We start from the raw sequence: 26,261 nt of genomic DNA on the forward strand, positions 1-26,261 counted from the left end.
ACAGGTCCCTCCCAAACCTTAATGTGTCCGAATATATCTAATCTAAACGTGAAAGCTTAGATAAAGTTGGATTATTTTAATTTGAGGGAGGGACTGTTTAATGATGTGGAAACTCAACTATGACTGTTGTCCCCTTATTTTCTTCACTATGTATTCTAAAGATTCCGTTATGATTTTCAATAATCTTTATGGTTGTCATGAGTCCGAGTCCGGTACCTTTTTCTTTTAACGTATAAAATGGTTGACCAATATTATGGAGACGGTCCTTTGGAATCCCAACTCCATTATCCTGAATGGATACTTTTGTTACTTCATTTACAAGCTCAACCGTAACATCAATGGTACCACCATTCGTAATTGCTTCAGTTGAATTTTTTAAAATATTAATAAATGCCTGCTTAAGTTCGTTTACATCACATAATACGGTTACCTCTTGGTTAACGGTGTGTAGGTTAATATCAACCTGATGTAATAAGGCCTCAGGTTTGAGTAGGGTTATGATTTCAGATATAATTTTGTTCAGATCAAATCGGCGGAAATCTTTTGCCTGTGGCTTTGCTAAGATTAAAAAGTCATTCGTTACTTGATTCAATCGGTCGAGTTCTGAAAGGATCACATCATAATAAAGAGTAGAGTGAGCAGATTCCCGCATTACTTGGATAAAGCCCTTGATACTTGTTAATGGATTTCTAATCTCATGAGCAATTCCTGCTGCAAGCTGTCCAACTACTGCAAGCTTATCGGAAACCATTAATAACTCTTCTGTTTTCTTCCTCTCTGAAATGTCTCTTAAAACAAGCTGCACACATTTTAGCTGATTATAATAACAAAGAATTGCCTTTGACTCTACATACAAAGGGCGTCCACTGCTATGAATTAATTCAATTTCTAGTAGGTCGTAGCATGCGTTTTCATTACCTCTATACGCTTCTTCTTGTCTCCTTGCAATAATTTCATGAGTAGAAGGATGAGCGTATTTTAATATCGAATCACCTGTAGCCGTTCCGTATTCATAGCCAAGTAATTGATACATAGCGGGGTTAGCGTACAAAATGATCCCATTATGGTGAATAAGAATACCATCAGGATGATTTTCAACTAAATTTTTATACCGTTCTTCACTTTCTTGTTGTTTTTGCAAAGATTTATTTTCTAAAATAGAATGTAAGATATAGCTACACATAGAAGAGATAAAAAAATAAGGAATAATAACTAAATAAAGGGTTTGATTAGTGATCTCAATATCAAATAGTAGTAGAAGGAATAAGAGTAAGATAAAGGCAGACACAATTAAGATACTAAATATTACAAGTGGATTAAGTCTATTAATTTGTTTATAATTCATAAATTTCAAACACTAGACACTCCTTTCAATTAGTATAGTAATCTAAGACTATCTTTTATCATAACCAAATTTCACAAAAAATGGAAGAGGTAATAAAGCGCTTTCATTTTTAAATTTTATCAGATTAATAGTGAAGGGGATAGAAAAATGAAAAAAGCAGTAATATTTGATTTTGACGGACTAATAGTTGATACTGAGTCACTTTGGTTTGAAGTTTTTAAAGAGGTCATGTGTGATTATGATTGTGATTTACAATTATCAGAATTTGCGACATGTATAGGTACAACAAATGGAATGCTATATGAAACATTAAATTCTTTGGCGGGAAGAAGTTTAGATCGGAATGAAATAAAAGAAAAAACCTCCAAGCTCTATGAAAGTAAGGCTCACATACTTCAACTAAGAGAAGGGGTTATTGATTATTTGGAAGCAGCAAAAAGGAATGGCTTACAAATTGGGCTAGCATCTAGCTCAAGTCGAGCTTGGGTAGACAGATTTCTTAATCAATTTCAAATAGCCCACTACTTTAAAGTTATCAAAACATCGGATGATGTAGATCAAGTAAAGCCACATCCTGAACTTTACATAGAAGCAGTGAAGGCCCTCGGTGTCAATCCAGAGCATGTATTTGCATTTGAGGATTCATTAAATGGACTTAAAGCGGCTATTGGAGCAGAACTGGATTGCGTAATTGTTCCGAATAATGTAACCAGATTTCTATCTTTTGAAGGGCATATATATGAAATTCAATCTATGAAAGAAATACACTTTGATCAATTATTACAGCATATTTCTATGTCATAGCCCTATGTAAGTCATGCAAAAAGACCAACAGAGTCTTAATCTGTTGGTTTTTTGTTTATTTAACTATGTTAGATTGCACATAGTGATATAGGAGTTTAGTCGTGTTTTCAATGGAGTCTTTATGTGTACGTTCAAAAGCGTGTGAAGAGTCAATCCCTGGGCCAATCAATCCATGGACAATATCATGACCAGAGCGAATCGCAGCTGACGCATCTGAACCATAGTATGGATAGATATCTAATTTGTACCCAACAGCATGTTCTTCTGCTAATTTGACTAGGTTTTTTCTAAATTCATAGTGATATGGACCACTAGCATCTTTTACACAGATGGAAACAGTATATTCATCTGTAGACTGACCATCACCCATTGCTCCCATATCAACTGCTAAGTATTCAACAGTTTCAGGTGTGATATTAGAGTTCCCTCCGTATCCGATTTCTTCATTATTTGAAATCAAGAAATGAGTAGTGTATGGAAGTTCAAGCTTTTCCGTTGCAATTTCTCTTATTAATTGTAGTAATATTCCTACACTTGCTTTGTCATCAAGGTGTCGCGATTTAATAAATCCGTTAGGAAGTACTTGAACACGAGGATCGAACGAAACGAAATCTCCAACCTCAATACCTAATCCACGAACTTGATCTGCATTATGAACTTTCTCGTCAATTCTAACTTCCATATTATCTTGGTTTCGCTCAGCTTTGCCAGCATCCTTATATACATGAACAGAGGTTTGATGCATCAAGATCGTTCCTGTGAATACTCCTCCAGATGATGTTTGAATTTGGCAATATTCTCCTTCGATGGAGTTATATTTAAAGCCACCTATTAAGTCAATTTTGAGACGTCCATTTGGTTTTATTTCTTTTACCATGGCACCTAAAGTGTCCACATGGGCTGTTAGCATTCGATGTTCTTTCTTATTCTGACCTTCAATAGTGGCAATCAGTCCACCTTTACGATTTCTCTTTGTTTCTACATTAAGTTCAGCTAAGAAATTCTCTACATATGTAATCACTTCATTTGTATTCCCAGATGGACTTGGGATTGATACTAGGTTTTTAATTAATTCAATCGTATCTTCTACTAGAATTTTTGTCATAAGATCCCCCGTTTTTTTGACTTAACTTCCTTCGCAAAGCGAAGGGCTACAAGTCTATTATACATACAAAAGAGGAAGACCACAGTCAAAAATGATCTGTGGTCTATTGTTAACTAATAAATTCTTCTTGGACTATACCCACGATAAGGGCCGTCTAGAAGTTCTCCTCCTAAGAATCCTAAACCAAGTCCAAGAAGCCCTGCTCCTAAAGGACCTCCAAATGGTCCGACTCCTCCGAATCCAGGGCCAAAACCCGGGCCATAACCATAGCCATATCCAGGTCCAAAACCAGGACCAAACCCGATTCCAGGTCCGAACGCTCCAAATCCAGCACCATAGCCGGGTCCGAAGCCTGGACCAAATGCTCCGCCATATCCATATCCAAATGGAAACCTTCTTTGATTGATCATGATGTTAATCTCCTCTCATTTCTTTATAAAAAGCATCTTCCTTTTAGACTATGTATCTAAGACAAATGCGGACTAGACGGAGGCCCGTTATTGTGCTTTTTTTCATTTGTTTTAAATATTCTCATATCAGGTAAAGACATCTCAGTCCATAAAATAAATGAACAAATAATTTGATATTAAATACCTTAAAAATGTGTTACGATTCTCGTAATAAAATTTAATGCTTTTTCAGGAGATAGATTGATGAATAGGACAGAAACAATTGACTTTGAACAGATTATAGAGCGTACATTAAGTGGAGTAGTCATTATAGATACAAATAGTACAGTCATGTACCATAACCAGACAGCCTATGATTTACTAGAATGTAAGGTAGACAATCCTTTGCTAAGTCGGGATTTCAGTGACTTTTTACACCCACATTATCATGAAATATGTAAAGAAAGAATTAGTCAGATTCTAGTAAATAAACTCGTAGCAGAAGAAATGGAACAAAAACTAATTACATGTTCAGGAATGGTTGTAGATGTAGAGATTAAAGGCATTCCTTATAATGGTGACAAAGCACCTTTAGCTTTGATCTTTATAAGGGACATTACAAAACAAAAGAAAGCCGAACGTTTGTTAGCTCATAAAGACAAATTGAGTTCAATTGGTCAGTTTGCTGCTGGAATTGCCCATGAAGTTAGAAACCCTTTAACTGCTGTAAAAGGATTTGTTCAGTTATTAAAAGAGGAAATGAATCATTCCTATCTTGAAACGATTGAAAGTGAATTACAGAAAGCATTAGTAACGTTAAATAATTTGTTACAGGTTTCAAAGCCTGAACAATTAAATGAACCTGTTACGTCCATTAATTTATGTGAAGAGCTGGATGCTATTATATTCTTATTTCAAGAAAAGACTTATCATATAGAGCTGATTAAAAACTATCAAAATACTGATATTCTACTTTTAGGTAAGAAGAACATTCTAGTAAAATCTTTTTTTAACTTAATCAAGAATGCGATAGAAGCGATCAATGATAAAGGTAAAATTTTTATCGAATATAATGTCCTAGATGGAATCGCCAACATCAAAATCACCGATACTGGAGTCGGTATTCCAGAAGAAAAGCTGTCCATGCTAGGTACCCCGTTTTATTCAACAAAAGATACTGGAACAGGTATGGGGCTAACTCAAGTTCTTGCAGCAGTTATGGAACATAAGGGACAAATTAACATTGAGAGTAAACTTGGAATTGGAACCACTTTTCACATTGCTTTACCGATTCACTGAGATCAAAACAAATCTTGTTACTCATATGAAAGCATTGTACAACTACCACTTGATTTCATTCCGAGTGATAGTTGTATTTTTAGTGGTACAATACATAGAAGAAATGCCTTTTAATCAACATTACTAGCATCATTGAGAAAAAATAGCTAAAATAATAGGAAAGAGGAGGAGTTAAAGATGAGTAAAATTAAACTCGGTATTATTGGCCTAGGAGCTATTGGAAATAGGATGTTAAAGCCCATCGCTGAACAATATGCGGAACAACTTGAAGTAGTTGCAGTTTGTGATGCAAATGAATCATTAGCAAAAGAGGTCTCAGAAGAATATTCGATACCGAACTACTTCACCACTCATCAAGAACTATTAAAACAGGTAGATCTTGATATTGTTTACATAGCTGTTCCACCTAAATTTCATGAGCAAGTGGCACTAGACACAATTGCAGCCGGTGTACATATCCTTTGCGAAAAACCCTTAGCTAACTCTTTAGAAGAGGCATTATCAATGGTAAATGCAGTTGAAAATACCTCACTTATACATATGATGAACTTCCCGTTAAACTATCAAGCACAAATGTATAAAATGATGAATCTTATCCAAACTGGCTATATTGGTGAAATCAGAAGAATTGATTTAAACCTACATTTCCCTCAATGGCCACGTTTTTGGCAAACAAATAGCTGGGTTGGTAAAAGAGAGCAGGGTGGCTATATTTTAGAGGTTGGTGCTCATTGGATTCAATTCATTCAAAAGAATTTCGGGCAAATTAACTTTATACAGGGTGAAGTGAATTATCCTGAAGACGAAACATTATGTGAAAATAGTGTAAATGCTAAACTAACATTAGATAACGGGGTTACAGTATATCTTGATGGCATCAGTCAAATACCTGGGCAAGAAAGAGTAGAGCTAGTGATTCATGGTACTGAAGGTTCCTTACTATTAGAAAATTGGGGTAATTTAAAGGGTGGCAAGGTTGGCCAACCATATGAAGAGATTTCGACAGAAGGAATACATGTTGGTACACTTTTTGATCATCTTATTGATGCGGTTAGGGGAAATACAGCTAATTTGTATGATTTCAAGGTTGGCTATAATGTACAGGTAGTCCTTGAAGCATTCAAAAATCCCGACTTACCAAATGGACTTTATCTAGTTGACCAGTATAAATAGGGTAGAGGGAATAAACAGATGTTGAATCTTGGAGGCCTGATTTTTCAGCTTTTTGCCGCAAGTCTCATAATTATCCCCATTGTAATAATTTTAGTTCTTGTCCGATCCAACAGAAAAAAGAAAAGGAACGCTCAAGAATTATCTAAAAAAATGAACGAAATTGAATCAAAACTAGAGCAGCTATCAGAAGAAAAAAGATAAATATAAATTATATGTAGGTGATGTATGAACATAGAAGAGGTAATGGATCAACTCAGAGAGCTGGGTTCTGAACAGACGAAAAACATATATCGTTCACATGGTGCAAAAGAACCGTTATTTGGTGTCAAGGTTGGCGATTTAAAGAAGCTTGCCAAGCATGTCAAAAAAGATCAACATCTCGCCTTGGCCCTATATTCAACGGGTAATCATGATGCTATGTATTTAGCGGGGCTTTCTGTGAATCCTAAATTAATGGAAAAGGATATTTTACAGGAGTGGGTAAAAGGTGCATATTGGTATATGCTGGCAGAATATACGGTTGCTGGAGTTACTGCAGAAAGTAAATATGCCATCGAATTAGCAGAAGACTGGATGCAATCTGAGCATGAAATGATAGCAGTATGTGGCTGGAGTACATATGCCCACTATATATCCATTACGCCAAATGAACAAGTGAATATAGCTGATATACGCAAATACTTACAAGATGCACAAAACCAACTCCATCAGGAGCGAAACAGGGTTCGTTATGCAATGAATCAATTTGTTATTTGTGTGGGATCCTTTGTTGAATCACTTCATGAAGAGGCAATTACTGTTGCAAGTCAGATTGGGAAGGTTCATGTGGATATTGGAACCACCGCTTGTAAGGTACCACTGGCTAAGACATATATCGAAAAGGTTAGAGATAAAGGAAACATAGGAAAAAAAAAAAAACGAGTATTTGTTAAGAAGCACGTCAAAAAACCAATCCACACTTTTGTGGCTTGGTTTTTTCTTTTTTGAATGAATGGTTTTGAAGATAACATTAAACTAGCAATGATCTTCTTATTAAAGAAATTTTAACAATTCTTTTAAGATTATCGAAGGGAAGCGATCTGAAAAATAGAGTAATAGAAAAGAATTGAAGTTGGTTAAATTTTCCTGATATTATAAAAGAATAGTATATTCTGAAAAGAGGTTACACATGAAAAATAGGATAGATGCTTTCGCAGGTTCTAAACATTTTAAGGTTAATCAAGTTGCAGAGGGTATATACGCGGCAATATCAGTTCCTGGCACAGGGTCAGTAGGTAATGCAGCGATCATTGATTTGGGTGATACAACGTTAGTGGTCGACACTTTTACAACCATAAAAGCTGCAGAAGATTTACTGAAGGCTGCAACCTACCTAACGGGTAAAGCAGTTTCATATGTAGTCAATACACATTGGCATAGTGATCATACAACAGGAAATCAAGTGTTTACCCCTACAGCCCATATAATCTCTACCTCAATTACTCGTGAAATTATGGAGACATTCGGAAAAGATAGATGGACTCAGCAGTTATCAAATCCTGAACCTATTGTTAGGGGAATAGACGAAATGGAGGAAAAACTTAAACAAGAGACAAACGGAAAGTTTAAAAAAGAACTCCAATGGGAAATTGCTAGTGAACGTGAGTACATGAATGCACTTCCACAATTGGTTTATACTTTACCAACATTTACTTTTAATCATCAGCTTTCCATACATGGAAGTGACCGAATAGTTAAGCTTATTAGTTATGGTGGTGGGCATACCCAAAGTGATACATTTGTTTACCTTCCTGAAGATAAGATTGTCATTACGGGTGATCTGGTGCTTTCTAAGCATCATCCTGTAATGATTCATGCAAGTCCCGTTGAATGGTTAAATATTTTAGAACAGATCGAAATTCTTGATATTGAAACTATCATTCCGGGCCACGGCGAAATTTGTTCAATCAAGGAACTTCATGAAGTAAGAGGTTACTTAAAAGAAATCGTGCAGCTTGTTAAGAACTCTATTCAAAATAAAGAAAATATAGATGATATTTTAATTCCTAAAATGTATCAAGACTGGTATTTCACTAACTATTTTAGGGCTAACCTGAACACAATTTATACATTAATGACTAGCACTGGAACTAAATAGGGTATTACACATATAAAATAGTTACTATAGTCCTATAGAAAAGTAATTACTAACAACAACAGGAATCAGTGATAAATGACGAAAATAGAATATTAGTAGAGATTTAATTCCCTGTTGGTCCTTGGGAAGAGTATTTAGGTATATTAAAGAAAAAATAGGAATGCTCCTGCTTTACACATCTTAAGACAAACATTTTAAAAATCCACCCACAAAGCTTGTCATCCTTTTCCATCTATGCACATAGATTCAAGTAGGAGGGGATAAGAGTGGAGACATTAATGGGAATGGAATTTACTGCATATGTTGGATTAGCCGTCCTTTTATTTGCAATCCGACAAGCAACAGGCATTCATAATCGTTATATTCCAATTACTGCTGTAGTGCTTGGCATTGCATTTGCGATGTTCGAGTACAAGGACTTTACTTTTGACATTTTTCTAATTGGTTTGAAATATGCACTATATGGTGTTGGAACCGTTGCTACAATTAAATACACGCTAACCAAAACAGACAAAGGAAATCCTAGGGCAGTTGAGTAGAATCAACTGCTTTTTATTATGAGCTGCAAGTTATGTTGATTTTTCGCGATTGATCGTATAGAAGAACAGCTTGTGATCGAGACCATAATACCTTCTTTGAACTAATAAAAGGGAGCTAACTAGCTCCCTTTAAAGCCTTTACGTAGCATCCTATAGCTAAATATAGTTCCTCCAAATAAAAAAGCAACGACTACTATAAACATCAAAATTCCAATTTCATCAATAAATGTGAGCATAAAGACAGTAATCACTACGTCTGTAATAAGTCCTACAATTAAAAGAATCCTAATAATCATGTTAACTCACCCTTTTTCAATTAAATACATTCATACCTTTCCAAACTATTCATGTAATTATTCTTTTGGGTCGAGCCTGAATCGCCTTGTATATTAGGAAAATATGGTAATATATAAGTAAAAAAGAATGTGGAGGAACATGATGAACCTTACGAAACCGGAATTTAAAGAAATTGTTTCAAATGAACATGAGCTGAGATCTTTTTTAGGTGAGCCTAGTTTATTAGCGGGTAATAAGGTAATTACAAAACTAGACTCTCACTGTAAGACCATCATTCAACACTCACCCTTTTTAGTTATCTCCACATCAAATTCAGACGGAACATGTGATGCCTCACCTAGAGGAGATGCACCAGGATTTGTTTATATTGTAGATGAACATCATGTAATTATTCCAGAAAGACCTGGTAATAAGCGCGCTGACTCTATTCATAACATACTTACCAATCCTCATGTTGGGTTAATTTTTATGATTCCTGGAATGGAAGAAACACTTCGTATAAACGGGAGAGCATTTATTATTCGTGATCAACATTGGCTTGAGAAGATGTCTGCACAACATAAAGTGCCACATTTAGGAATTGTTGTAGAAATTGAAGAAATTTTTATGCATTGTGCAAAGGCTTTTAAACGTTCACATCTTTGGAATCCTGATAGTTGGCCTAAGCGTCAAGACCTTCCATCTATGGCAGAAGTTTTAAAGGATCATGTTAAAAAAGAAGAATTAACCGTAGAAACTATCAATGACACATTAAAAGAAAGCTATTCTAAGAGATTATATTAAAAGGGATAGGTGAATTAGATGGAACAAGTGTTACTAAAGCCTATTGGCAAGGTAATTAGCGGCAGAGAGGTTATTGAAGATGACTTTTGGGGTAGTGAGATTTCTATCATTGAAATTGATTCGGCTCAGTATTCGACTGATGTACTAATGGGATTAACTGACTTTTCCCATCTGGAAGTAATCTACTTTATGCATGGTGTAAAAGAAGATCAAATTGAACTAACAGCACGTCATCCACGCAATAATTTAAACTGGCCGAAGGTTGGTATATTTGCACAGCGTCCAAAAGCGCGACCTAATAGAATAGGATTATCACGCTGTAAGATCATATCTATTCACAATTACCAAATCACAGTTCAATCGTTGGACGCCATCGTTGGAACACCTATTTTAGATATCAAACCTTATATGAAGGAGTTCGGGCCAATTGGAAAGGTAGAACAACCTCATTGGGCTAATGAATTGATGGATAGATATTATAAATGAGCATCCTTTTTACAACAGCTACTTTACTATTAAATTTAATGGGAGGTAATCTGTATGGAATTAGTAGAACAAGCAAGATTTTTTGCCATGGATGCACATGAAGGCCAAACAAGAAAGCTATCAACTGAACCTTACTTTGTTCATCCAGAAGCTGTAGCTATGATTTTACAAGACGCTGGTTTGTCTGACGAGGTAATTGCTGCTGGTTATTTACATGATACGGTCGAAGATACAGAAGTGACCATATCTGAAATTAGAGAGAGATTCGGAGAGCAAGTTGCACATATCGTAGCAGGAAACACTGAGGATAAATCAAAATCATGGGAAGAACGAAAACAACACACTATTGATTTAGTGAAAACAGCAAGCTTTGATATTAAGTGCTTGATTGCAGCTGACAAGCTAGATAATCTAAGAAGTATGCTTAAAGAGAACGAACATTCTGCTCAGGATATCTGGTCCCATTTTAAACGCGGGAAGAAGCAACAAGCATGGTATTACACAAATGTAGCTTCCTCATTGTTTGAGAATGTAGAAGAAGAAAAAGTCCCAGATTTCTTTCGACAGTTTGATAAACTAGTTCAAGACTTTTTCAAGTAACTTTTATAAATAGATTATAAAATGAGCTTTATGAGGGGAATAATATATGAAATTTTACGTTGCGTCTGGGTTGGAGAACTTTTCGAATGTTAGAGAAATCACGAAGCGATTAATAGAAGAAGGATTCATCCATACATATGATTGGACATTAAACGGAAGAGCAAATACTCTAGATCAACTGTGCCAAATAGGTCAGAAGGAGAAAGAGGCCGTTCAAAATTCAGACTTCCTTGTGGTCCTGTTACCTGGTGGGAAAGGTACTCATATAGAACTTGGAATCGCAATAGGTCTTTCAAAAAGAATCTACCTATATTCACCTACTGAAAATATAAATAATCCCGAAGATTCAAGTACATTTTATCACTTACCTGAAGTGAAAAAATTTGTTGGAAACATAGAGGAATTTGCATCCTTCGTCTTATCACATGAGAAAAAGATTAACTAGCACGCCTATCCTTCCTAGGAGGAACATTTTATTTTAATTGACGTTGATGACAGCGGCGTTGAACGAAGAACAAGGAACCATAGAGTTCCTTTTTTTGTTGTCTCTCCTTCTAATAGTACGTTTTCTTTTAAGCAGTTACATACATAAGTTACAAATATAAGCTAGACTTTAATTAAACACAGTAAACAGATGAGGCTGAAAAAATTAGAAAATAAACTTTTATACGTAGGATAAGAGATCTTATAAAACAATTCTTAAAAATTCATAAAAGGTATGGTATAATGAATGAACATTCATTCAACATTTATTTTGGTAAAATAATATTAATACATAAACTGTTAACAGAGGTGATTATACTTGGAACGTATTGGTCCGTTACTACTTATTGAAGGCCCTAATCATAGCAAGGTTCCTTTTTCAAGAAGTCTGTACCTTGATTGTGCAGAAAAGGTATTATTTGATTCTGGAGCCGATCCAGATTCATTAGTTCGGGTTAACCAGGAATTTGGAATTGAGTTGATTATGAATACACATTATCATCCGGATCATACTCAGCATAACTATATGTTTCCGCATGCTGAAAAATGGATAAATCCGATTGAATTCAAGACAGCTAGAACCATTGATGGAATAGCAAAATCAAATGGAATTTACCAAGAGTGGGGTCAAGCCGGTATTGAAATGTGGAAGAATAATTTACCTGAAAAGTGGATTAACAGTATAGGAGAAATAACTGGTACTTATGAATATGAGATCGAATACTTATTTGGTGATGTAAAAGTTCATTTTCTTCATACTCCAGGGCATACAAGTGGTCTTGGATCTCCATACTTCCCAGATTTAGGTGTTGTTTATGTTGGTGATTATGATATGACATCATTTGGTCCATGGTACAACGGAACAGATGGAGATATTGAGGAGTTTATTGCATCAGGAAAACGGTTAATAGACCTTGATGCAACCACCTATATAACTGGACATCAAAAAGGAATTTTTACAAAGCAGGAATTCAAAACTGAAATGGTTAAGTACCTTTCGATCATTGATCATCGTGATGAAATTATAGAGAAGTATGCTCGTAAAGGGCTTTCTTTCGAAGAGTTAACAGAGATTGGAATTTTTTATCCAGAAAACACATTAGATGTACCAATTTTTAAAACATGGGAGAGAAGCGGGATACGTAAGCATTTACATCGACTTGGTCTTACTGTCTCTACTAAAGATGGTGAGCTAATAGGAACGAAATAGCAAAAAAGGACCTTCTCAGGTCCTTTTTTGCTATTCAGAGTTTCTATTTGTTTTATTCTCAATTTTCTCAATGACATCATGGAGAGCTTCAGGCTTCAATAGCTCAAGAGGTGTATACCCCTTTTCAAACACCACCGAATCCCCTTCAATCAGAATTAAAAATCGACCATTAATTTTTGCAATATGAACGCTTTCCCCAAAGTCAGAAAGCATACCTTTCACTTGAATATGATCAAGTTTGAGACTTAATCCAATTTCGGGTGTATGTTCAATAATTTGTGATGAAGCTTCCATTACTTGTTCTGTTGTAAAACGCTCCTGTAGTTCACGCTTTGGGCTTGTGGCCCAAACCTCCATAGCGGATTCAAACTTTTCACGGTCCTCACTATCAGGGTCATACGATTCATCTATATGCTGCTGAACCATCCCCAAAACTTGTGATTTCACGATTTCTGGCATTGACTCTCTATATTCGACGTATTTTAAGAAGTCCTCGAAATATCTTGCATGAGAGGATTGATGAAGCTTCACTTCGCTTTCTTCAATCATTCCTTCTTCAGGCATATATGGATATTGAATGGACTTCATATTTTTGGTTGTAATGGCCATTTCAACATTTCGAATTAGTGTTGTTTCATCAGATATTGAGGCAACTTTAGGTTCAAAATCACATTTCATGATAAATACAAAGGGATTATCAAAATACTGGTTAAGCTTAGCTGTAGCAATGATAAATACTCCTTCACGAACTGCGCTAGCTTCTGTATAGGCAACAACAAATTTTTCTCCCTCATCTTTGAACTTTTCAACACTGTCCGCAAATCTAACTCGCTGGAACAGGTTATAATTTGGGTTAGAATCAAGCTCATGTCCTTCAGCAGTAATAAAATAACCTAGCTTAGTGGGCACCTTTTCAGTCTTCGGATGCCGTTCGACCTTACGCTTTACAATCTTTGCTAGTTCTCCATCTAAGAAATCCTTTAAAGTACTGTATTCATAAGAGTCTGAATCCAATGTTTTAAAATGTTTATAACTTTTTTGAGACAATTCACCTTGTCCTTCAACCTGAACTACATAAAACGATAAATAGTTTATCTGAAAATCCATCTAATAGTCACCTTTATTCATGTATTTACTCTAGACAAGTATAGGAGAGGAGAAGTATATCGTCAATTAAAGATAGAGAGATTGATTCACGTTAAGAAAGAGTAAAAAACTTACAATTGAAGAATACTATCTTCAAATAATGGATGGAGGTGGGTAAGTTGAAAGCAGTAACCTATCAAGGCCCAAACCAGGTAGAAGTAACCCAAGTTAAGGATGCAAAAATTGAGAAAAAAGATGATATTATCGTTAAAATAACATCAACAGCTATATGTGGTTCTGATTTACATCTATACCAAGGAAATATGCCATTACCTCATGGTTATATTATCGGCCATGAGCCAATGGGAATCGTAGAAGAGGTTGGTCCTGAAGTCACAAAGGTCAAAAAAGGGGATCGGGTTGTTGTTCCTTTTAATGTTTCCTGCGGCCAATGTCATTACTGTCAGCATGAAATGGAAAGTCAGTGTGATAACTCAAATCCTCACTATGATTCTGGGGGATATTTTGGTTACACTGAGAAATTTGGTGATCATCCAGGAGGACAGGCTGAGTATTTAAAGGTTCCATATGGGAATTTCACCCCATTCCTAGTCCCTGAATCATGTGAATTAGAAGATGAGTCCTTACTATTCTTAAGTGATGTTCTTCCAACGGCATATTGGAGTGTTCTCCATGCTGGTGTTAAAAAAGGAGACACAGTAGTCATTTTAGGCTGCGGACCTGTAGGATTAATGGCACAAAAATTTGCATGGATGCAAGGAGCTAAGAGAGTCATTGCCGTTGATTACCTCGGATATAGGTTAAATCATGCAAAACAAACCAACAAAGTGGAAACGTTTGATTTTACGGATTATCCAGATATGGGAGAGTATCTTAAAGAAATCACTTCAGGCGGAGCAGATGTTGTTATTGATTGTGTTGGAATGGATGGTAAAAAGTCACCACTTGAATTCATCGAACAAAAACTTAAACTTCAAGGCGGAACACTGGGTGCAATCCAAATCGCAACAAAGGCAGTTCGTAAATTCGGAACCGTTCAATTAACAGGGGTTTACGGTGCTAATTATAATAACTTCCCACTAGGTGCATTCTTTTCAAGAAATATATCTATTAAAATGGGGCAAGCCCCAGTAATCCATTTAATGCCTGAGCTATACGATAAAATCACAAAAGAAGAATTCGACCCAAGAGACATTATTACACATAAGCTCGCTTTAGATGAGGCTAGCCATGGGTATAAGATGTTTAATGGAAGAGAGGACGATTGCATTAAGGTAATCCTAAAGCCATAATTTATCTTAAACTGCTCAGTTACTGAGCGGTTTTTTAATTGGTAAAAGCATCTATAACTTTAAAATCATTATCTAATTCTAGTTTTTATGGTAAAGTGAGACTAAACGATAATAATAGGGTGAGAAGATGAACCAACATACTTGCAAAGAATGTGGAAATCAATTTAAATGGTCAAATATTTTTAAAAATATTTGGGAAGCTTACAAGCCACTAAAATGTAACCATTGCGATAAAAAGCATAAGGTTACAAATAAATCTCAAATTTTTGTCTCTCTACTGATCATAGTACCTATGCTTATATTTGGTGAGTTATTTTATGCACTGTCCCTATTTCCCAAAATTATTCTAATGCTGATCGTAGGATTTTGCATTTCATTATTTGTTCCTTTTATCGTAAGGTATAGACTTGAACCAAATAAAAGCTAGTCTATTAATCCCTGGATGAGTCTTAAAGATTTCATCCTTTTTTATTTTTATAGAAGACCCAAGTCTGGAACGACTTTGATTAAAATTAGAATAGATTAATTAACTAAGAAAAATAACAAACTTTTAGAAAAAGGGCAAAAATAAAAAGAACGATCATGATCCTCATTGGATTGACCGTTCTTATACTTGCTACTATATAGGACATCCTTTTTGGTTTTTGTTTTTCTGGTTGTTAAGTCTAACGATGCAAATGGGCTTCGACTATTCTCCGGATTTCTCTTTCCTTCACGAGCAAGCTTCTCTCGAAATCTTTTTGCTTTAGATTTAGCCATACAGAATCATCTCCTTTTAGTGTAGAAACTTATTTTATTATAAAGGATTTTTATTATAAAGTATAAAATTGTAAAAAAAACATAATAAAACTGTAACAAACATAATTACATATCGTCTAACTTACTGAAGCAATCAATTATACAATTTAAAGGAGTTAGAAATATGTTTAAAAAATCATATATGCAGATCATAGGTTCAGCCCTAACAATAGCATTACTTAGTGGTTGTGGGGCAGTTGAAGGTACAACTCAGGGAAATCAAAACATAGAACACCAAGAAGAAGTTCACACAACATTTAAAACGTATATTGAAGCAGGAGAAGAAAATAATCAGATTAAGGTAGTTTATAAGGTAGAAAACATCTCTAATGAGGATCAATTACTTACTTTTACAAGTGGATTACAAGCTGACGTTATTGTATATGATGAGGAAGGGAATAAGGCTTACCAATATTCCGATGAATTCATGTCCACACAAGCTATGGAAGAGTTAGCAATGAAACCGAAAGATCTATTAGAAAAGGAATTTATATTCTCAGGATTACAAAATGGAAAGTATGTTGTAGAAGCGTTTTTAACTGCAAAAGAAGAGCAAGCAAAGGTTATGATGGATTTAATAGTAGATAACTCATTTTCAAAATCATCTGGAACTTTAGTCGGGGTAATTGATTCTCAATCTGTAGAGATTGAAGTAGATGGCAAAACATCAGCTTATCAATTAACTGATGCTGCAAAATCACAGATTCAGTTCATACATGATGGAACTAAGGTGGAGTTTCTATTTACTGTAAATGATAACAAGCAACAAGTTATTCAGGAGTTTATAATGGATCAACCACTTACCATTGAACTTGAGAAATCTGTACTTGAGCTCGATGATAAGTTAACGGAATTATTAGAAAATTTTAAACTGAATAAAGAAACTGATTCATCATATTTAGCTAACTTACAACCATTCCAGATTTTCAAGCTATATATGAATACTCAAGCTAACGAAGATTTTGAAACTCTATATTATTATCATTTTGTAGATCAAGATAATATGCCAATTGACCAATACGTAGCAGAATCTAATGACAGAATTGCAAATGTAAAGGTATTTATGGAAAAACTGAATCAAGTAAGAGAATTTAACGTTTTACTAGTTAATCAAAACCGTGTAAATATCGAGTTTGAACTTGATGGCGAAATACTAGAGTTTAAGATGGAAAAAGACGAAAATAATGTTTGGCGTGCATTGTGGTTACCGTTTCAATAAGTAACGAATTCAAAAGACTTTAGAGATCATCTAAGGTTTTTTTGTTTTATTGAAATAAACATATCTGTATTAATTTTTGTTTTCGTCTCAAAAACTAAGTAATCTTGTGATTGTGAGTCTTATTTTGGTTTTTTTAAATTGGTTCTCATAATATATATTATGTTAACTAGAAAATTTGTTAACAGAACAATAACTATTTATCTAATATGCCAAACCCCTCACCCTGAGGTTCTCAATAATAATTGAGTCTCTAATTAAACCGACCCGTTTCTTAATAGCTAATACGTTACCACGCAATTGTCTTTTTATGTTTGAGGAGAAATCCACTGTAAATCAAACAAGCACTGTCTATATTGACGGTGCTTGTTTGGTGTATGAAATTATGTTGGAAGATTTTCTTTTAACTTCTTTATCCCTGTGGCTACTTGCTTTGATATTTCCTCATAGTCTAGCTCCCCTTCAAAATACATCGGTTTCCCAAATACGACACCTGCGTTACCTCCCCATGTATTTCGTACTCCGTATATGTAAGTAGGTACTACTGGTGCTTTGCTTTTTGAAACAATAAATCCGACTCCTTTTTTCGGGTCTTGCATATCCTCGGTTTCACTTCTAGAACCTTCGATAAACAAGGAAAATATCTTTTCATCTTTTAATAGTTTTAATGTATGTTTTAACGATTTAATATCAGCTTTTTCTCTATTCACAGGGAATGCACCCATCTCGGTAATAAGCCAGGCAAAGATTTTTTTTCGAAATAGGCTTTCCTTTGCCATAATATACATTTTCCTCGGTGTGTGTGTCCCAGCCAAAAGCGAGTCCCAGTTTGTCTGGTGATTCATCGCCAAAATAACCGCACCCTCTGGAATATTTTCTTTCCCCTTTACTGTTACGTTAAATCGAATATGCAAAAACCAACGAACTAAACTACGTACAATTTGATAAACCAACGGATTCTTTCCCTCTTTCTATTAGCTCTATAATTAGATCTTCTTTGAAACATAAAATAGCATATTTGATAATTTTTTACCAATGTTTTCTTAATCAAAGACTCGAACCTTCTTATCATCTATAAAGTGATTGGTACTATGAAATTGTATGCTTAAGAGGGGGTGAAATTTTCAAAAAAATCTATACGAAATAATTTATGTAGTATTGAAAGTTTCTAATTGAAAAAAAACGGAAATTAACTCTCCGTCTTTTTCATTTTAATCAACTTATATTCAGAAAGTACTACTTCCTCTATTTTATCTCTCATCTCTGTTGTAACAGGGTGTGCTACATCTGTAAACTGACCCGTTTTCTTTCGTTTACTTGGCATTGCAACTACTACTTTTTGGGATGCTTCAATAATTCTTATATCATGCACAACAAACGCATTATTTAATGTAATTGAACAGATTGCTTTCATCGGATTGTGATCGTCATGCACCAATCTTACATTTATATTCGTGATGGAAATACTCATGGGGCCTCCTTTTCATAAAAGAAATATTTTCTTATAAATTTATACAACATAGTCTGTTTCGGAACTAATCACCTCTAGTGCCTTTTGCCGCCAATATATACTTAAAAGCATTTACCTTCATACTGACGATACATTCTATGTAGGCTAAGATAAAGATGTTAATTAGTTTTAATCAAATATTGCTGCAATAGATTGACCATCTTTATAGTTATTTTAAGTCCAAGCATATAGAACATACGCTCTATTTCCGTATTAATAAGGACTATCTTGCTATACAATTTTCTAATCACACACTAGACTTGTCTAGGCTTCTTTATCTATACTGCAAACACACTTATTGCTAGGAAGTTAAGTCAATCTATCATATACTAAATAATAAAAAGATTTAGTTTTCTTTATGTAAATAGGAGGTCGGCACTATGTTTAAGCTAGAGGAAGCAACAATACTTGAACTACAAGAGGCCATGGAACAGGGGAAAATCACTTCCAAACAACTTGTACAAATGTATTTAGAGAGAATCGAAAAATATGATTCTATTTTAAATGCTATAACCATTATTAACACGAACGCACTTAAAACTGCTGCTAAGCTTGATGAAGAGCGAGCGCTTCAAGGCCCCCGGGGACCTTTACACGGTATCCCGGTTATAGTAAAAGACAATTACGATACATACGATATGCCAACAACCGCTGGTTCTAAGTCTCTTGAAGGTTCTATTCCACCGGATGATGCCTTTCAAGTTGAAAAACTCCGGGCTGCAGGTGCGGTTATTATTGCTAAATCCAATATGGCCGAATTCGCATTTAGTCCAAATGAAACGGTAAGCTCAATTGGCGGAACGACTGTAAATCCTTATGACATCGAGAAAGTACCTGCTGGTTCAAGTGGTGGAACTGCAGCTGCGATCGCGGCTAATTTTGCAGCGGTTGGCCTCGGAACTGATACAGGAAATTCAATCAGAGGTCCTGGTGCACATACTAGTTTAGTGGGTATTCGTTCAACGATGGGACTCACTAGTCGTGATGGAATTGTCCCTATCATTTTAAGTCAAGACATTGGTGGACCATTGGCTAGATCAGTTACTGATGCTGCTATTATCTTAGATGCAATCGCAGGCTATGACCCGAAGGATCCTATTACAGCAAAAAGCATTGGGAATATGCCTGATTCATACCTAGATACTCTTGATAAAAACGGACTCAAAGAAGCCAAGATAGGTGTTCTTCGCCAATACTTCCCTAATGACAAGATTGACTTAGAAGTTAAGAAACTTATGGAACAAGCTATTAACGATCTTCAAAATAATGGTGCTAAGATTGTAGATGACTTTCACATACCTGACTTAGAAAAACTGTTTGAAAATACAAATGGACCTTTTACCATGAAAACCGATATAAAAGCTTATCTTGATACTCTTGGCCCTAATGCTCCAGTCAAATCTTTAGATGAAATCATTGCATCCGGTAAATACCATCCTTCCATTGAAAAAGGTTTAAAATATGGACAAAACGTAAAACTACCTCCTGAGGAAGACCCGGACTATTACAAATCTGAACTAAACCGGGAAATCTACCGGATGGCAATTTTAAAGGCAATGGCAGATCAAGATGTTGACGTTATAGTCTTTCCTACCTGGAACTACCCACCTCGAAAAGTCGGTGATTTGGAAAGTCCACATGGTAACAATAGCTATCAAATGAGTCCACCTACTGGCTTCCCTGCTCTCACTGTTCCCATGGGATTTAGCTACGGAAATCTACCAGCAGGTTTACAAATGGTTGGCCGACCGTTTACCGAAGCTTTACTGATCAAATATGCCTTTGCATATGAGCAAGCTACTAACCATAGACGTGCACCGGAATTATAATCCTCAAGTAGTACCATTTAGTATTCGTTTTCTTTTTAATTGTATTGTACAGAAAAAGCCTTACACATTTGTGCAAGGCTTTTTCTGTACTTTTTATAATCTTGTTACCTTTTGCCTATAGTACATCCCTTTATAGTCTATCCCTCGATAATAGTATCTAAAGCTATTTCAATCATCTCTTTAAACGTTACTTGTCTTTCTTCAGAAGAAGTTAGTTCTCCAGTTAGAAGGTGATCACTAACTGTTAGGATCGAAAGTGCTTGTGCTTTGTAACGAGCAGCAATCGTATAAAGAGCAGCTGTTTCCATTTCAACAGCAAGTGAACCATGTTTTCTAAGTGCAGGAATAAAATTCTCATTTGAATCATAAAACAAATCACTCGTAAATACGTTACCAACATGTACATTTTTACCTGTTTGTGAAACAACATCATGAGCTTTTTTGAGTAGGTCAAAATCCGCTGTTGGAGCAAAGTCTAAACCATGAAAAGCATTTTTATTTGTATTAGAATCTGTAGAGGCGCTCATAGCTAATATCACGTCTCTTACTTTGACATCATCTTGAAATGCCCCTGCAGTACCAACTCTGATTAATTTTTTTACATCAAATTCATTTATTAACTCGTGAACATAAATGGAAATAGAAGGAATACCCATACCAGTTCCTTGAACTGACACTTTTTCTCCTTTGTAAGTACCCGTGAATCCTAGCATACCTCTTACTTCATTATACTTAACAGGGTTTTCTAAAAAGTTCTCTGCAATGAATTGAGCACGTAATGGATCTCCCGGTAGTAAAATCTTATCTGCTATATCGCCTTTGTTTGCACCAATATGTATACTCATGTCAACACTCCATCTAATAGAATTTACTATAAATAGTATAGGTTTAATTGCAACAAATAATCAGTAATTAATTAAACATTTAGATATAAAAAATGTTATTAATCGATGAAAACTAGATTTGTTAGAGCATAAAAAGCATGAGTTAGTAAAAAAACTCATGCTTTTATAATTACTATCCTATTTTACTATATCACCAATTGCTTCATATTTCTATTCGTCAGCGATTTTCACTAACTGTTTGCCAATATTGTCACCCCGAAAAAGGCCTAAAAACGCATCTACTGCATTTTCAAATCCTTCAACCATGTTCTCACGATATTGTATATGCCCATCTTTAATCCACTTAGTAAGCTGCGTTAACCCCTCTTTATTATGTGGAGCGTAGTCTGACACGATAAAGCCTTTCATTAGGGCACTTTTAGTAAGAAGCTGACCAGCAACTCTAGGTCCCAACTCTGGCTTCTCTAAATTATATTGTGAGATTTGACCACAAATAACAATTCTAGCTTGGAAGTTTATAAGTGTTAAAACGGCATCACTTACATCTCCACCAACGTTATCAAAATAAACATCAACTCCGTTAGGGCATGCTTCTTTTAAAGCTTCTCGCAGGTTTGAAGTTGATTTATAATTGATTGCTGCGTCAAAACCTAGTTCATCTGTTAAAAAAGCACATTTTTCTTCACCACCCGCAATACCAACCACACGGCATCCCTTTAGTTTTGCAATCTGACCAACAATTGTTCCTACTGCTCCTGAAGCCCCAGATACAACCACTGTTTCCCCTTCCTTTGGCTGTCCAATATGTAATAAACCAAAGTATGCTGTTAATCCAGGCATACCCAGTACATGAAGACTTGTCGAGATAGGAGCAAGTTCTGGATCTAATCTACGAATATTGCTTCCATCTGAGACATTGAATTCGGCCCAATCTAAACGACCTTCAATATATCCTCCCTCTTGGTACTTATCATTCTTGGATTCTACAATCTTCCCTACAATACCCCCGACAAATGGTTCGCCTACTTTGTATGGCTGGGCGTAAGATTTTGCATCAGACATCCTACCGCGCATATAAGGGTCTACGGAAATGTATAAAGACTTAATCAATACTTCTCCGGACTTTATCTCCGGAATACGCTCTTCTATGATCTTAAAGTTACTCTCATTTGGCATCCCCTTTGGTCTATTAGCTAATAAAATCTTTCTACTTGTTCCAACCGTCATCCTATCCACTCCCTACATATTAATTACTACATTTGATTACATTTTCTGTTTACTTCGATTTTTAAGAGGGTATTCCCTGCAAACATGCTATAATAGGTCACTATTTATTATTTTATTATCAATGTACTGTAAAAAAGCACCAACTCTTCGGAATAAATTGATGTATTAGAATCCACTATTCCACCACTAAATCGCTGCTAGCCTTAAACCACCAACGGTATAGAAGTAAGACAATAATAATAAAGACTACATAAATGAAGAGTCCTAATAGAATGGAGCGATTCGAAGTAAAAAGATGATTTCCTAAATAAGCATAAATAATCGTTCCTGGTATTTTACCAATCGCTGTTGCCAGTATATATATTTTAAAAGTCATGGAAGTAAGTCCTGAATATATGTTTACCACAGGCGGAGGGACAATCGGAATCATTCGTGCAAATAAAACCGCTATAAATGCATTTTGATTAATAATCTCATCAAACTGTTTAATTTTCTTAAACCTGGGTATGTATTTCCGGAACTGGTGAACAAAAAAATAACGAGCAAGGATGAAGAAGAAGGCGGAAGCTCCTATTGTACCAATCCAATTAATTGTCGAGCCAATCCATGTTCCGTATTTTGCACCCATTAATGCAGCAAAAACCGTAAAAGGAATGACCGGGATTATGCCAAAAATGATGACAAGAAAAAACATGAGTGGAAGTTGAGATAAATCACTATGATTTACCCACTCTAGTAAAGAATCTCTATATAAAAAAGCGATGTAAAGGATGATTCCGTAGATAAGAAGAAATATTGCTCCCTTTTTCATATTCATCCTCCCTAGATGGATAAAGTTGTAACTAGGGGTAAGTGATCAGAAGCTGTAGGTAACGTGTCGAGCACCTTTGCATCTACTACATTTATCCCTTTACTAACAAAAATATAGTCCAATCTTACTCTTGGCCTCTTTGAAGGGTATGTAAATCCTAAACTTTCACCTTTCTCTTCCCAAACATCAGTGTATTTTTCAGTTATCCTCTTATAATTAGTTGAATGAGGTTTCATGTTCCAATCACCTAGTATAATTGCAGGTCTAGTAACATGCCTTAGAATATAATCACTTTGTTTTTTATGCAAGGTTGGATTTAGACTAAGGTGTGTCACATAAAAATAAACTTGTTTATCGTTTAGTTCTATAGAAGCTTCTAAGAGTGATCTACCTTCAATTATTCTGGGGAAAAAGTTAAACAAATGGTGTTTGTTTGTGATGAATGGAAATCGAGAAAGAAGACCATTACCGTATTGTTGAACCACGTTTTTGTGTTGATCAGACTTAACTAATGAGGGGCTGAAAGCATGGTTGTAGTTTAGCTCTTTTGCAAGAAATTGAACCTGATCAACAAAATGACTTCGTTTCGAAAAATGTTTGTCCACCTCATTTAGACCAATTACATCTGCCTTACTCCAAGATATAACTTCGGAAATCCTTTTCAAATCAACTTTTAGATCCGTTCCCTTACCGTGATGAATGTTGAATGTCATAACTTTTATTTTCACTTAAAAGTTCCTCACTATTTCTGCATTCTGTTCTCTTCTACAATCCTTAAGATCCATTCTTTTAAATCAATTAACCTTTCGTGTCTCGGTTCTAATGTTGTCCCGGCAACGATCATTGGAAAATGGGAATCCTCTTTATTCAGTGAACCGTGACTTCCCCCACCAATGTGGGTAGGAAATCCTTCCCCAACAAACTGAAAACCTGGTTTAGCATTAATGACTAGAAAGGTACCTGAATGTGAATAAAAGGAGCTGTATAACCTAGCAAGCCCATCAGGGTATTCTCGATATATAATCTGATGATTATTTAGTATTAGATCTAATATTCTCTCATTACCCTCTATCGTCCAGGTTTGTTTATATTGATCTATAAAATCCCCAGTTGGTTTGAAGGAAAATCGTCCAGTATGATGAGTAGAAATGGCGTTAATCTTTTCCTCTTCTTTCCAGGCTATAAAACCAATTCGCTCATCGTTTGTTAATAGTGTAGCCACCTCCTCAATATTTATATGGTCATCTAATATATAACCAAAAGACATACGTTCATTTAACCCCAGAACAATTTGATCTTCATCTTTAATAGGTTCACTTATATCATGTATTCTGAAACCATTCAGTAACTTTGGTAAATCAATTAATGCTCGCTCTTTGTTAGCTCCAATGTCACTTTGGCCACTATCTCCCATAACAATCCAGGTATTATTTTCAATTGCATCTTCCCATGAGCCATACATATTAAGTAGTTCTTGTAATTGAAGATCTGCATTTTCAATACCTTTTCTTTCATTTGTTCCATGTTTATGTACTTTTTTATCATTATCTGGAAAATAGACCAATGAGAAGGAAGGTAAACGATTATTTTGTATTAAATATTTTAACTCTGTGGTTGCAAATTTGTCGTTAAATCCAAATGCTTGCCACAAGTGAGTATGATTATTTTCAGGATCTAAAAATGATAGTAACCCATAGGAAAAATAAGTCGGGGCCTTTACCGTATCACTTTTATCTAAAATGCCCAATAATGCTATTAATCTTGGTACATTTAGAGACTTCTCATGATTTCCTCTATAAACAAGAGTATTAATTGACGCAGTATGACCATCTAATTCTTCGTGAATCGTACTTACATTTTTACTTAGATGAGTATGATTTAAGCGAAATATACTATTAGTAAAAACTTCCTTGACTCCCAACTTCATAATTTCCTTCCACGCACTTCCATAACTAACTAATTCTTTTTCTTTATTGTCGTACCATACAAGTGCAGGGACTTTATGTTGATCTGGATAAGTCCCTGTTAAGAATGTACTATCTATAGAAACTGACATAGTTGGGAAACTACTTACCATATAGGGATAATATTGACCGTTTTCAATTAAGAATTGAAAGGCTGGTGCCTTTCCTTCCTCTATAGCTGCTTGTAAGGGTTCATCCATAATAGAGTCGATAAGCAAAACGACAACCGGTTTAGCTGAAGACTTACTAAGTTGTTGTGGTTGTTTATATCCCTTACTTGATAACTGTATTAATAAAAAATAACTAATCGTTACTAAAAACAAACATGAGAGAATTGTAATTATTATTTTCAAATATCTAACAACTCCTGGCTTGCAATATTGACAATAGCTTTTACAAAGTGGAATGACTTTATTATAGAGTTAAATTGACCTACTCTTCTTGTTCTTATTAACATGTATAATCAAAATTAAATAAGAGGAACATTTACTAAAAGACTTGGACTAGGAGGGTGTAAATATGAGCCATAAACCAAGCATTGATGATTATTTGAACCAAGGTATCTATGGACTAAAAGAGATTAAACCGGAAGAAAGAAATAAATTCCTTGGAACACTGAGGGAACGTGTGGTAGCAGTCTTAACGCAGCAACAAGTTAGAGAGCCAGGTACATACAAAGAAGCCGAAGAACTAATAAAAGCAAATACCAAAGCAACCATGTATCTAAATGGAAACATCACCTATACATATTTATCGGATTATATAAAATTGGCAAATAAGTATGGAAACCCTTTTAAAATTGTTACAAATAAGAAGGTTAATTCAGATTTAGGACTCGTATTAGCTTATGATCATGCGATTGACCACGATAAGATCTATATTGAAAAAGAAAAAAGTGAGGATAAAGAAGATGATAACTTCTTCATTAGATCTTTTAAAAACTTATTTAACTAGACTTTTTAGAGGCTATTTATGCTTTGCTTTGGCAAGTCTCACCTCCCGATAAAAGTCT

General features: G+C 35.2%; 29 protein-coding genes. 16 read left to right on the top strand and 13 right to left on the bottom strand.

Annotation, left to right across the window (positions count from 1 at the left end):
* Nucleotides 1–97: 97 nt before the first annotated feature.
* Nucleotides 98–1,345, bottom strand: a complete 1,248-nt coding sequence (locus tag G4D63_RS12595) for an ATP-binding protein (protein ID WP_239585978.1) — start codon at nucleotides 1,343–1,345, stop codon at nucleotides 98–100.
* A gap of 147 nt (nucleotides 1,346–1,492) precedes the next feature.
* On the opposite strand from G4D63_RS12595, the gene G4D63_RS12600 reads away from it, so the two are divergent.
* On the top strand, nucleotides 1,493–2,149 hold the full coding sequence (locus G4D63_RS12600) for an HAD family hydrolase (protein WP_163180017.1): 657 nt from the start codon (nucleotides 1,493–1,495) through the stop codon (nucleotides 2,147–2,149).
* A 55-nt stretch (nucleotides 2,150–2,204) separates the two neighbouring features.
* On the opposite strand, the gene G4D63_RS12605 is transcribed toward G4D63_RS12600, so the two are convergent.
* Nucleotides 2,205–3,254 (bottom strand): M42 family metallopeptidase, encoded by a 1,050-nt coding sequence (locus G4D63_RS12605; RefSeq protein ID WP_163180018.1) that lies wholly within the window; start codon nucleotides 3,252–3,254, stop codon nucleotides 2,205–2,207.
* 113 nt (nucleotides 3,255–3,367) lie between these two features.
* Nucleotides 3,368–3,664, bottom strand: a complete 297-nt coding sequence (locus tag G4D63_RS12610; RefSeq protein ID WP_204559127.1) for a hypothetical protein — start codon at nucleotides 3,662–3,664, stop codon at nucleotides 3,368–3,370.
* A 243-nt stretch (nucleotides 3,665–3,907) separates the two neighbouring features.
* Here G4D63_RS12610 and G4D63_RS12615 point away from each other — a divergent pair, with 243 nt between their 5' ends.
* From G4D63_RS12615 to G4D63_RS12635, 5 genes are all read left to right on the top strand, one after another.
* Nucleotides 3,908–4,942 (top strand): ATP-binding protein, encoded by a 1,035-nt coding sequence (locus tag G4D63_RS12615; protein ID WP_163180019.1) that lies wholly within the window; start codon nucleotides 3,908–3,910, stop codon nucleotides 4,940–4,942.
* A 177-nt stretch (nucleotides 4,943–5,119) separates the two neighbouring features.
* The gene (locus G4D63_RS12620) at nucleotides 5,120–6,115 is read left to right on the top strand and encodes a Gfo/Idh/MocA family protein (RefSeq protein WP_163180020.1); all 996 of its coding nucleotides are present in this window, start codon (nucleotides 5,120–5,122) and stop codon (nucleotides 6,113–6,115) included.
* A gap of 225 nt (nucleotides 6,116–6,340) precedes the next feature.
* On the top strand, nucleotides 6,341–7,102 hold the full coding sequence (locus tag G4D63_RS12625; RefSeq protein ID WP_163180021.1) for a DNA alkylation repair protein: 762 nt from the start codon (nucleotides 6,341–6,343) through the stop codon (nucleotides 7,100–7,102).
* A 181-nt stretch (nucleotides 7,103–7,283) separates the two neighbouring features.
* Entirely contained in the window at nucleotides 7,284–8,252 is a 969-nt protein-coding gene (locus tag G4D63_RS12630) for an MBL fold metallo-hydrolase (RefSeq protein WP_163180022.1), read from the top strand.
* Between the two features lie 266 nt (nucleotides 8,253–8,518).
* Nucleotides 8,519–8,791 (top strand): hypothetical protein, encoded by a 273-nt coding sequence (locus G4D63_RS12635; protein WP_204559123.1) that lies wholly within the window; start codon nucleotides 8,519–8,521, stop codon nucleotides 8,789–8,791.
* A gap of 119 nt (nucleotides 8,792–8,910) precedes the next feature.
* Here G4D63_RS12635 and G4D63_RS12640 read toward each other — a convergent pair whose 3' ends face one another.
* Nucleotides 8,911–9,087 (bottom strand): hypothetical protein, encoded by a 177-nt coding sequence (locus G4D63_RS12640; protein ID WP_163180023.1) that lies wholly within the window; start codon nucleotides 9,085–9,087, stop codon nucleotides 8,911–8,913.
* A 142-nt stretch (nucleotides 9,088–9,229) separates the two neighbouring features.
* Here G4D63_RS12640 and G4D63_RS12645 point away from each other — a divergent pair, with 142 nt between their 5' ends.
* The 5 genes from G4D63_RS12645 (at nucleotide 9,230) to G4D63_RS12665 (ending at nucleotide 12,650) form a co-directional block, all read left to right on the top strand.
* Complete coding sequence (locus G4D63_RS12645; protein ID WP_163180024.1) at nucleotides 9,230–9,871, top strand: pyridoxamine 5'-phosphate oxidase family protein; 642 nt, start codon at nucleotides 9,230–9,232, stop codon at nucleotides 9,869–9,871.
* An 18-nt stretch (nucleotides 9,872–9,889) separates the two neighbouring features.
* The gene (locus G4D63_RS12650) at nucleotides 9,890–10,357 is read left to right on the top strand and encodes an SAM-dependent methyltransferase (RefSeq protein ID WP_163180025.1); all 468 of its coding nucleotides are present in this window, start codon (nucleotides 9,890–9,892) and stop codon (nucleotides 10,355–10,357) included.
* A gap of 54 nt (nucleotides 10,358–10,411) precedes the next feature.
* Nucleotides 10,412–10,957, top strand: coding sequence for an HD domain-containing protein (locus G4D63_RS12655; protein ID WP_163180026.1), 546 nt, complete (start codon nucleotides 10,412–10,414; stop codon nucleotides 10,955–10,957).
* A gap of 46 nt (nucleotides 10,958–11,003) precedes the next feature.
* Nucleotides 11,004–11,402: a nucleoside 2-deoxyribosyltransferase gene (locus tag G4D63_RS12660; RefSeq protein ID WP_163180027.1), complete on the top strand. Its 399-nt coding sequence runs from the start codon at nucleotides 11,004–11,006 to the stop codon at nucleotides 11,400–11,402.
* A 357-nt stretch (nucleotides 11,403–11,759) separates the two neighbouring features.
* On the top strand, nucleotides 11,760–12,650 hold the full coding sequence (locus G4D63_RS12665) for an MBL fold metallo-hydrolase (protein WP_163180028.1): 891 nt from the start codon (nucleotides 11,760–11,762) through the stop codon (nucleotides 12,648–12,650).
* Nucleotides 12,651–12,680: 30 nt separating this feature from the next.
* On the opposite strand, the gene G4D63_RS12670 is transcribed toward G4D63_RS12665, so the two are convergent.
* A complete protein-coding gene (locus G4D63_RS12670) occupies nucleotides 12,681–13,757 on the bottom strand; it encodes a DUF3900 domain-containing protein (RefSeq protein WP_163180029.1) in 1,077 nt (358 codons plus the stop codon).
* A 158-nt stretch (nucleotides 13,758–13,915) separates the two neighbouring features.
* Here G4D63_RS12670 and G4D63_RS12675 point away from each other — a divergent pair, with 158 nt between their 5' ends.
* A complete protein-coding gene (locus tag G4D63_RS12675; RefSeq protein WP_163180030.1) occupies nucleotides 13,916–15,049 on the top strand; it encodes a zinc-dependent alcohol dehydrogenase in 1,134 nt (377 codons plus the stop codon).
* A 127-nt stretch (nucleotides 15,050–15,176) separates the two neighbouring features.
* A complete protein-coding gene (locus G4D63_RS22475) occupies nucleotides 15,177–15,476 on the top strand; it encodes a TIGR04104 family putative zinc finger protein (protein ID WP_163180031.1) in 300 nt (99 codons plus the stop codon).
* A gap of 95 nt (nucleotides 15,477–15,571) precedes the next feature.
* Here G4D63_RS22475 and G4D63_RS12685 read toward each other — a convergent pair whose 3' ends face one another.
* On the bottom strand, nucleotides 15,572–15,808 hold the full coding sequence (locus G4D63_RS12685) for a hypothetical protein (protein WP_163180032.1): 237 nt from the start codon (nucleotides 15,806–15,808) through the stop codon (nucleotides 15,572–15,574).
* A 163-nt stretch (nucleotides 15,809–15,971) separates the two neighbouring features.
* Between G4D63_RS12685 and G4D63_RS12690 the strand changes: the two genes are divergently transcribed.
* On the top strand, nucleotides 15,972–17,066 hold the full coding sequence (locus tag G4D63_RS12690; RefSeq protein WP_163180033.1) for a BsuPI-related putative proteinase inhibitor: 1,095 nt from the start codon (nucleotides 15,972–15,974) through the stop codon (nucleotides 17,064–17,066).
* Between the two features lie 380 nt (nucleotides 17,067–17,446).
* Here the strand turns inward: G4D63_RS12690 and G4D63_RS12695 are convergent, their stop codons facing one another.
* A complete protein-coding gene (locus tag G4D63_RS12695) occupies nucleotides 17,447–18,016 on the bottom strand; it encodes a lysophospholipid acyltransferase family protein (protein ID WP_163180034.1) in 570 nt (189 codons plus the stop codon).
* 236 nt (nucleotides 18,017–18,252) lie between these two features.
* Nucleotides 18,253–18,534 (bottom strand): SpoVG family protein, encoded by a 282-nt coding sequence (locus G4D63_RS12700; protein WP_163180035.1) that lies wholly within the window; start codon nucleotides 18,532–18,534, stop codon nucleotides 18,253–18,255.
* 419 nt (nucleotides 18,535–18,953) lie between these two features.
* On the opposite strand from G4D63_RS12700, the gene G4D63_RS12705 reads away from it, so the two are divergent.
* The gene (locus tag G4D63_RS12705; RefSeq protein WP_163180036.1) at nucleotides 18,954–20,402 is read left to right on the top strand and encodes an amidase; all 1,449 of its coding nucleotides are present in this window, start codon (nucleotides 18,954–18,956) and stop codon (nucleotides 20,400–20,402) included.
* A gap of 137 nt (nucleotides 20,403–20,539) precedes the next feature.
* Here G4D63_RS12705 and deoD read toward each other — a convergent pair whose 3' ends face one another.
* The 5 genes from deoD to G4D63_RS12730 form a co-directional block, all read right to left on the bottom strand.
* Nucleotides 20,540–21,247, bottom strand: coding sequence for a purine-nucleoside phosphorylase (gene deoD / locus G4D63_RS12710; protein WP_163180037.1), 708 nt, complete (start codon nucleotides 21,245–21,247; stop codon nucleotides 20,540–20,542).
* A 210-nt stretch (nucleotides 21,248–21,457) separates the two neighbouring features.
* Nucleotides 21,458–22,474 carry an NADP-dependent oxidoreductase gene (locus tag G4D63_RS12715; protein WP_163180038.1) on the bottom strand — a complete coding sequence of 339 codons (1,017 nt, stop codon included), beginning with the start codon at nucleotides 22,472–22,474 and terminating at the stop codon, nucleotides 21,458–21,460.
* A 175-nt stretch (nucleotides 22,475–22,649) separates the two neighbouring features.
* A complete protein-coding gene (locus G4D63_RS12720) occupies nucleotides 22,650–23,285 on the bottom strand; it encodes a TVP38/TMEM64 family protein (protein WP_163180039.1) in 636 nt (211 codons plus the stop codon).
* A gap of 11 nt (nucleotides 23,286–23,296) precedes the next feature.
* Nucleotides 23,297–24,013, bottom strand: coding sequence for an endonuclease/exonuclease/phosphatase family protein (locus G4D63_RS12725; protein WP_204559121.1), 717 nt, complete (start codon nucleotides 24,011–24,013; stop codon nucleotides 23,297–23,299).
* A gap of 14 nt (nucleotides 24,014–24,027) precedes the next feature.
* Nucleotides 24,028–25,602, bottom strand: a complete 1,575-nt coding sequence (locus tag G4D63_RS12730; RefSeq protein WP_205603841.1) for an alkaline phosphatase family protein — start codon at nucleotides 25,600–25,602, stop codon at nucleotides 24,028–24,030.
* 166 nt (nucleotides 25,603–25,768) lie between these two features.
* Between G4D63_RS12730 and G4D63_RS12735 the strand changes: the two genes are divergently transcribed.
* On the top strand, nucleotides 25,769–26,203 hold the full coding sequence (locus G4D63_RS12735) for a YueI family protein (RefSeq protein WP_163180040.1): 435 nt from the start codon (nucleotides 25,769–25,771) through the stop codon (nucleotides 26,201–26,203).
* The last annotated feature ends 58 nt before the right edge of the window (nucleotides 26,204–26,261 follow it).

The sequence above is a fragment of the Bacillus mesophilus genome (genome assembly GCF_011008845.1).
Lineage (GTDB): Bacteria > Bacillota > Bacilli > Bacillales > SA4 > Bacillus_BS > Bacillus_BS mesophilus.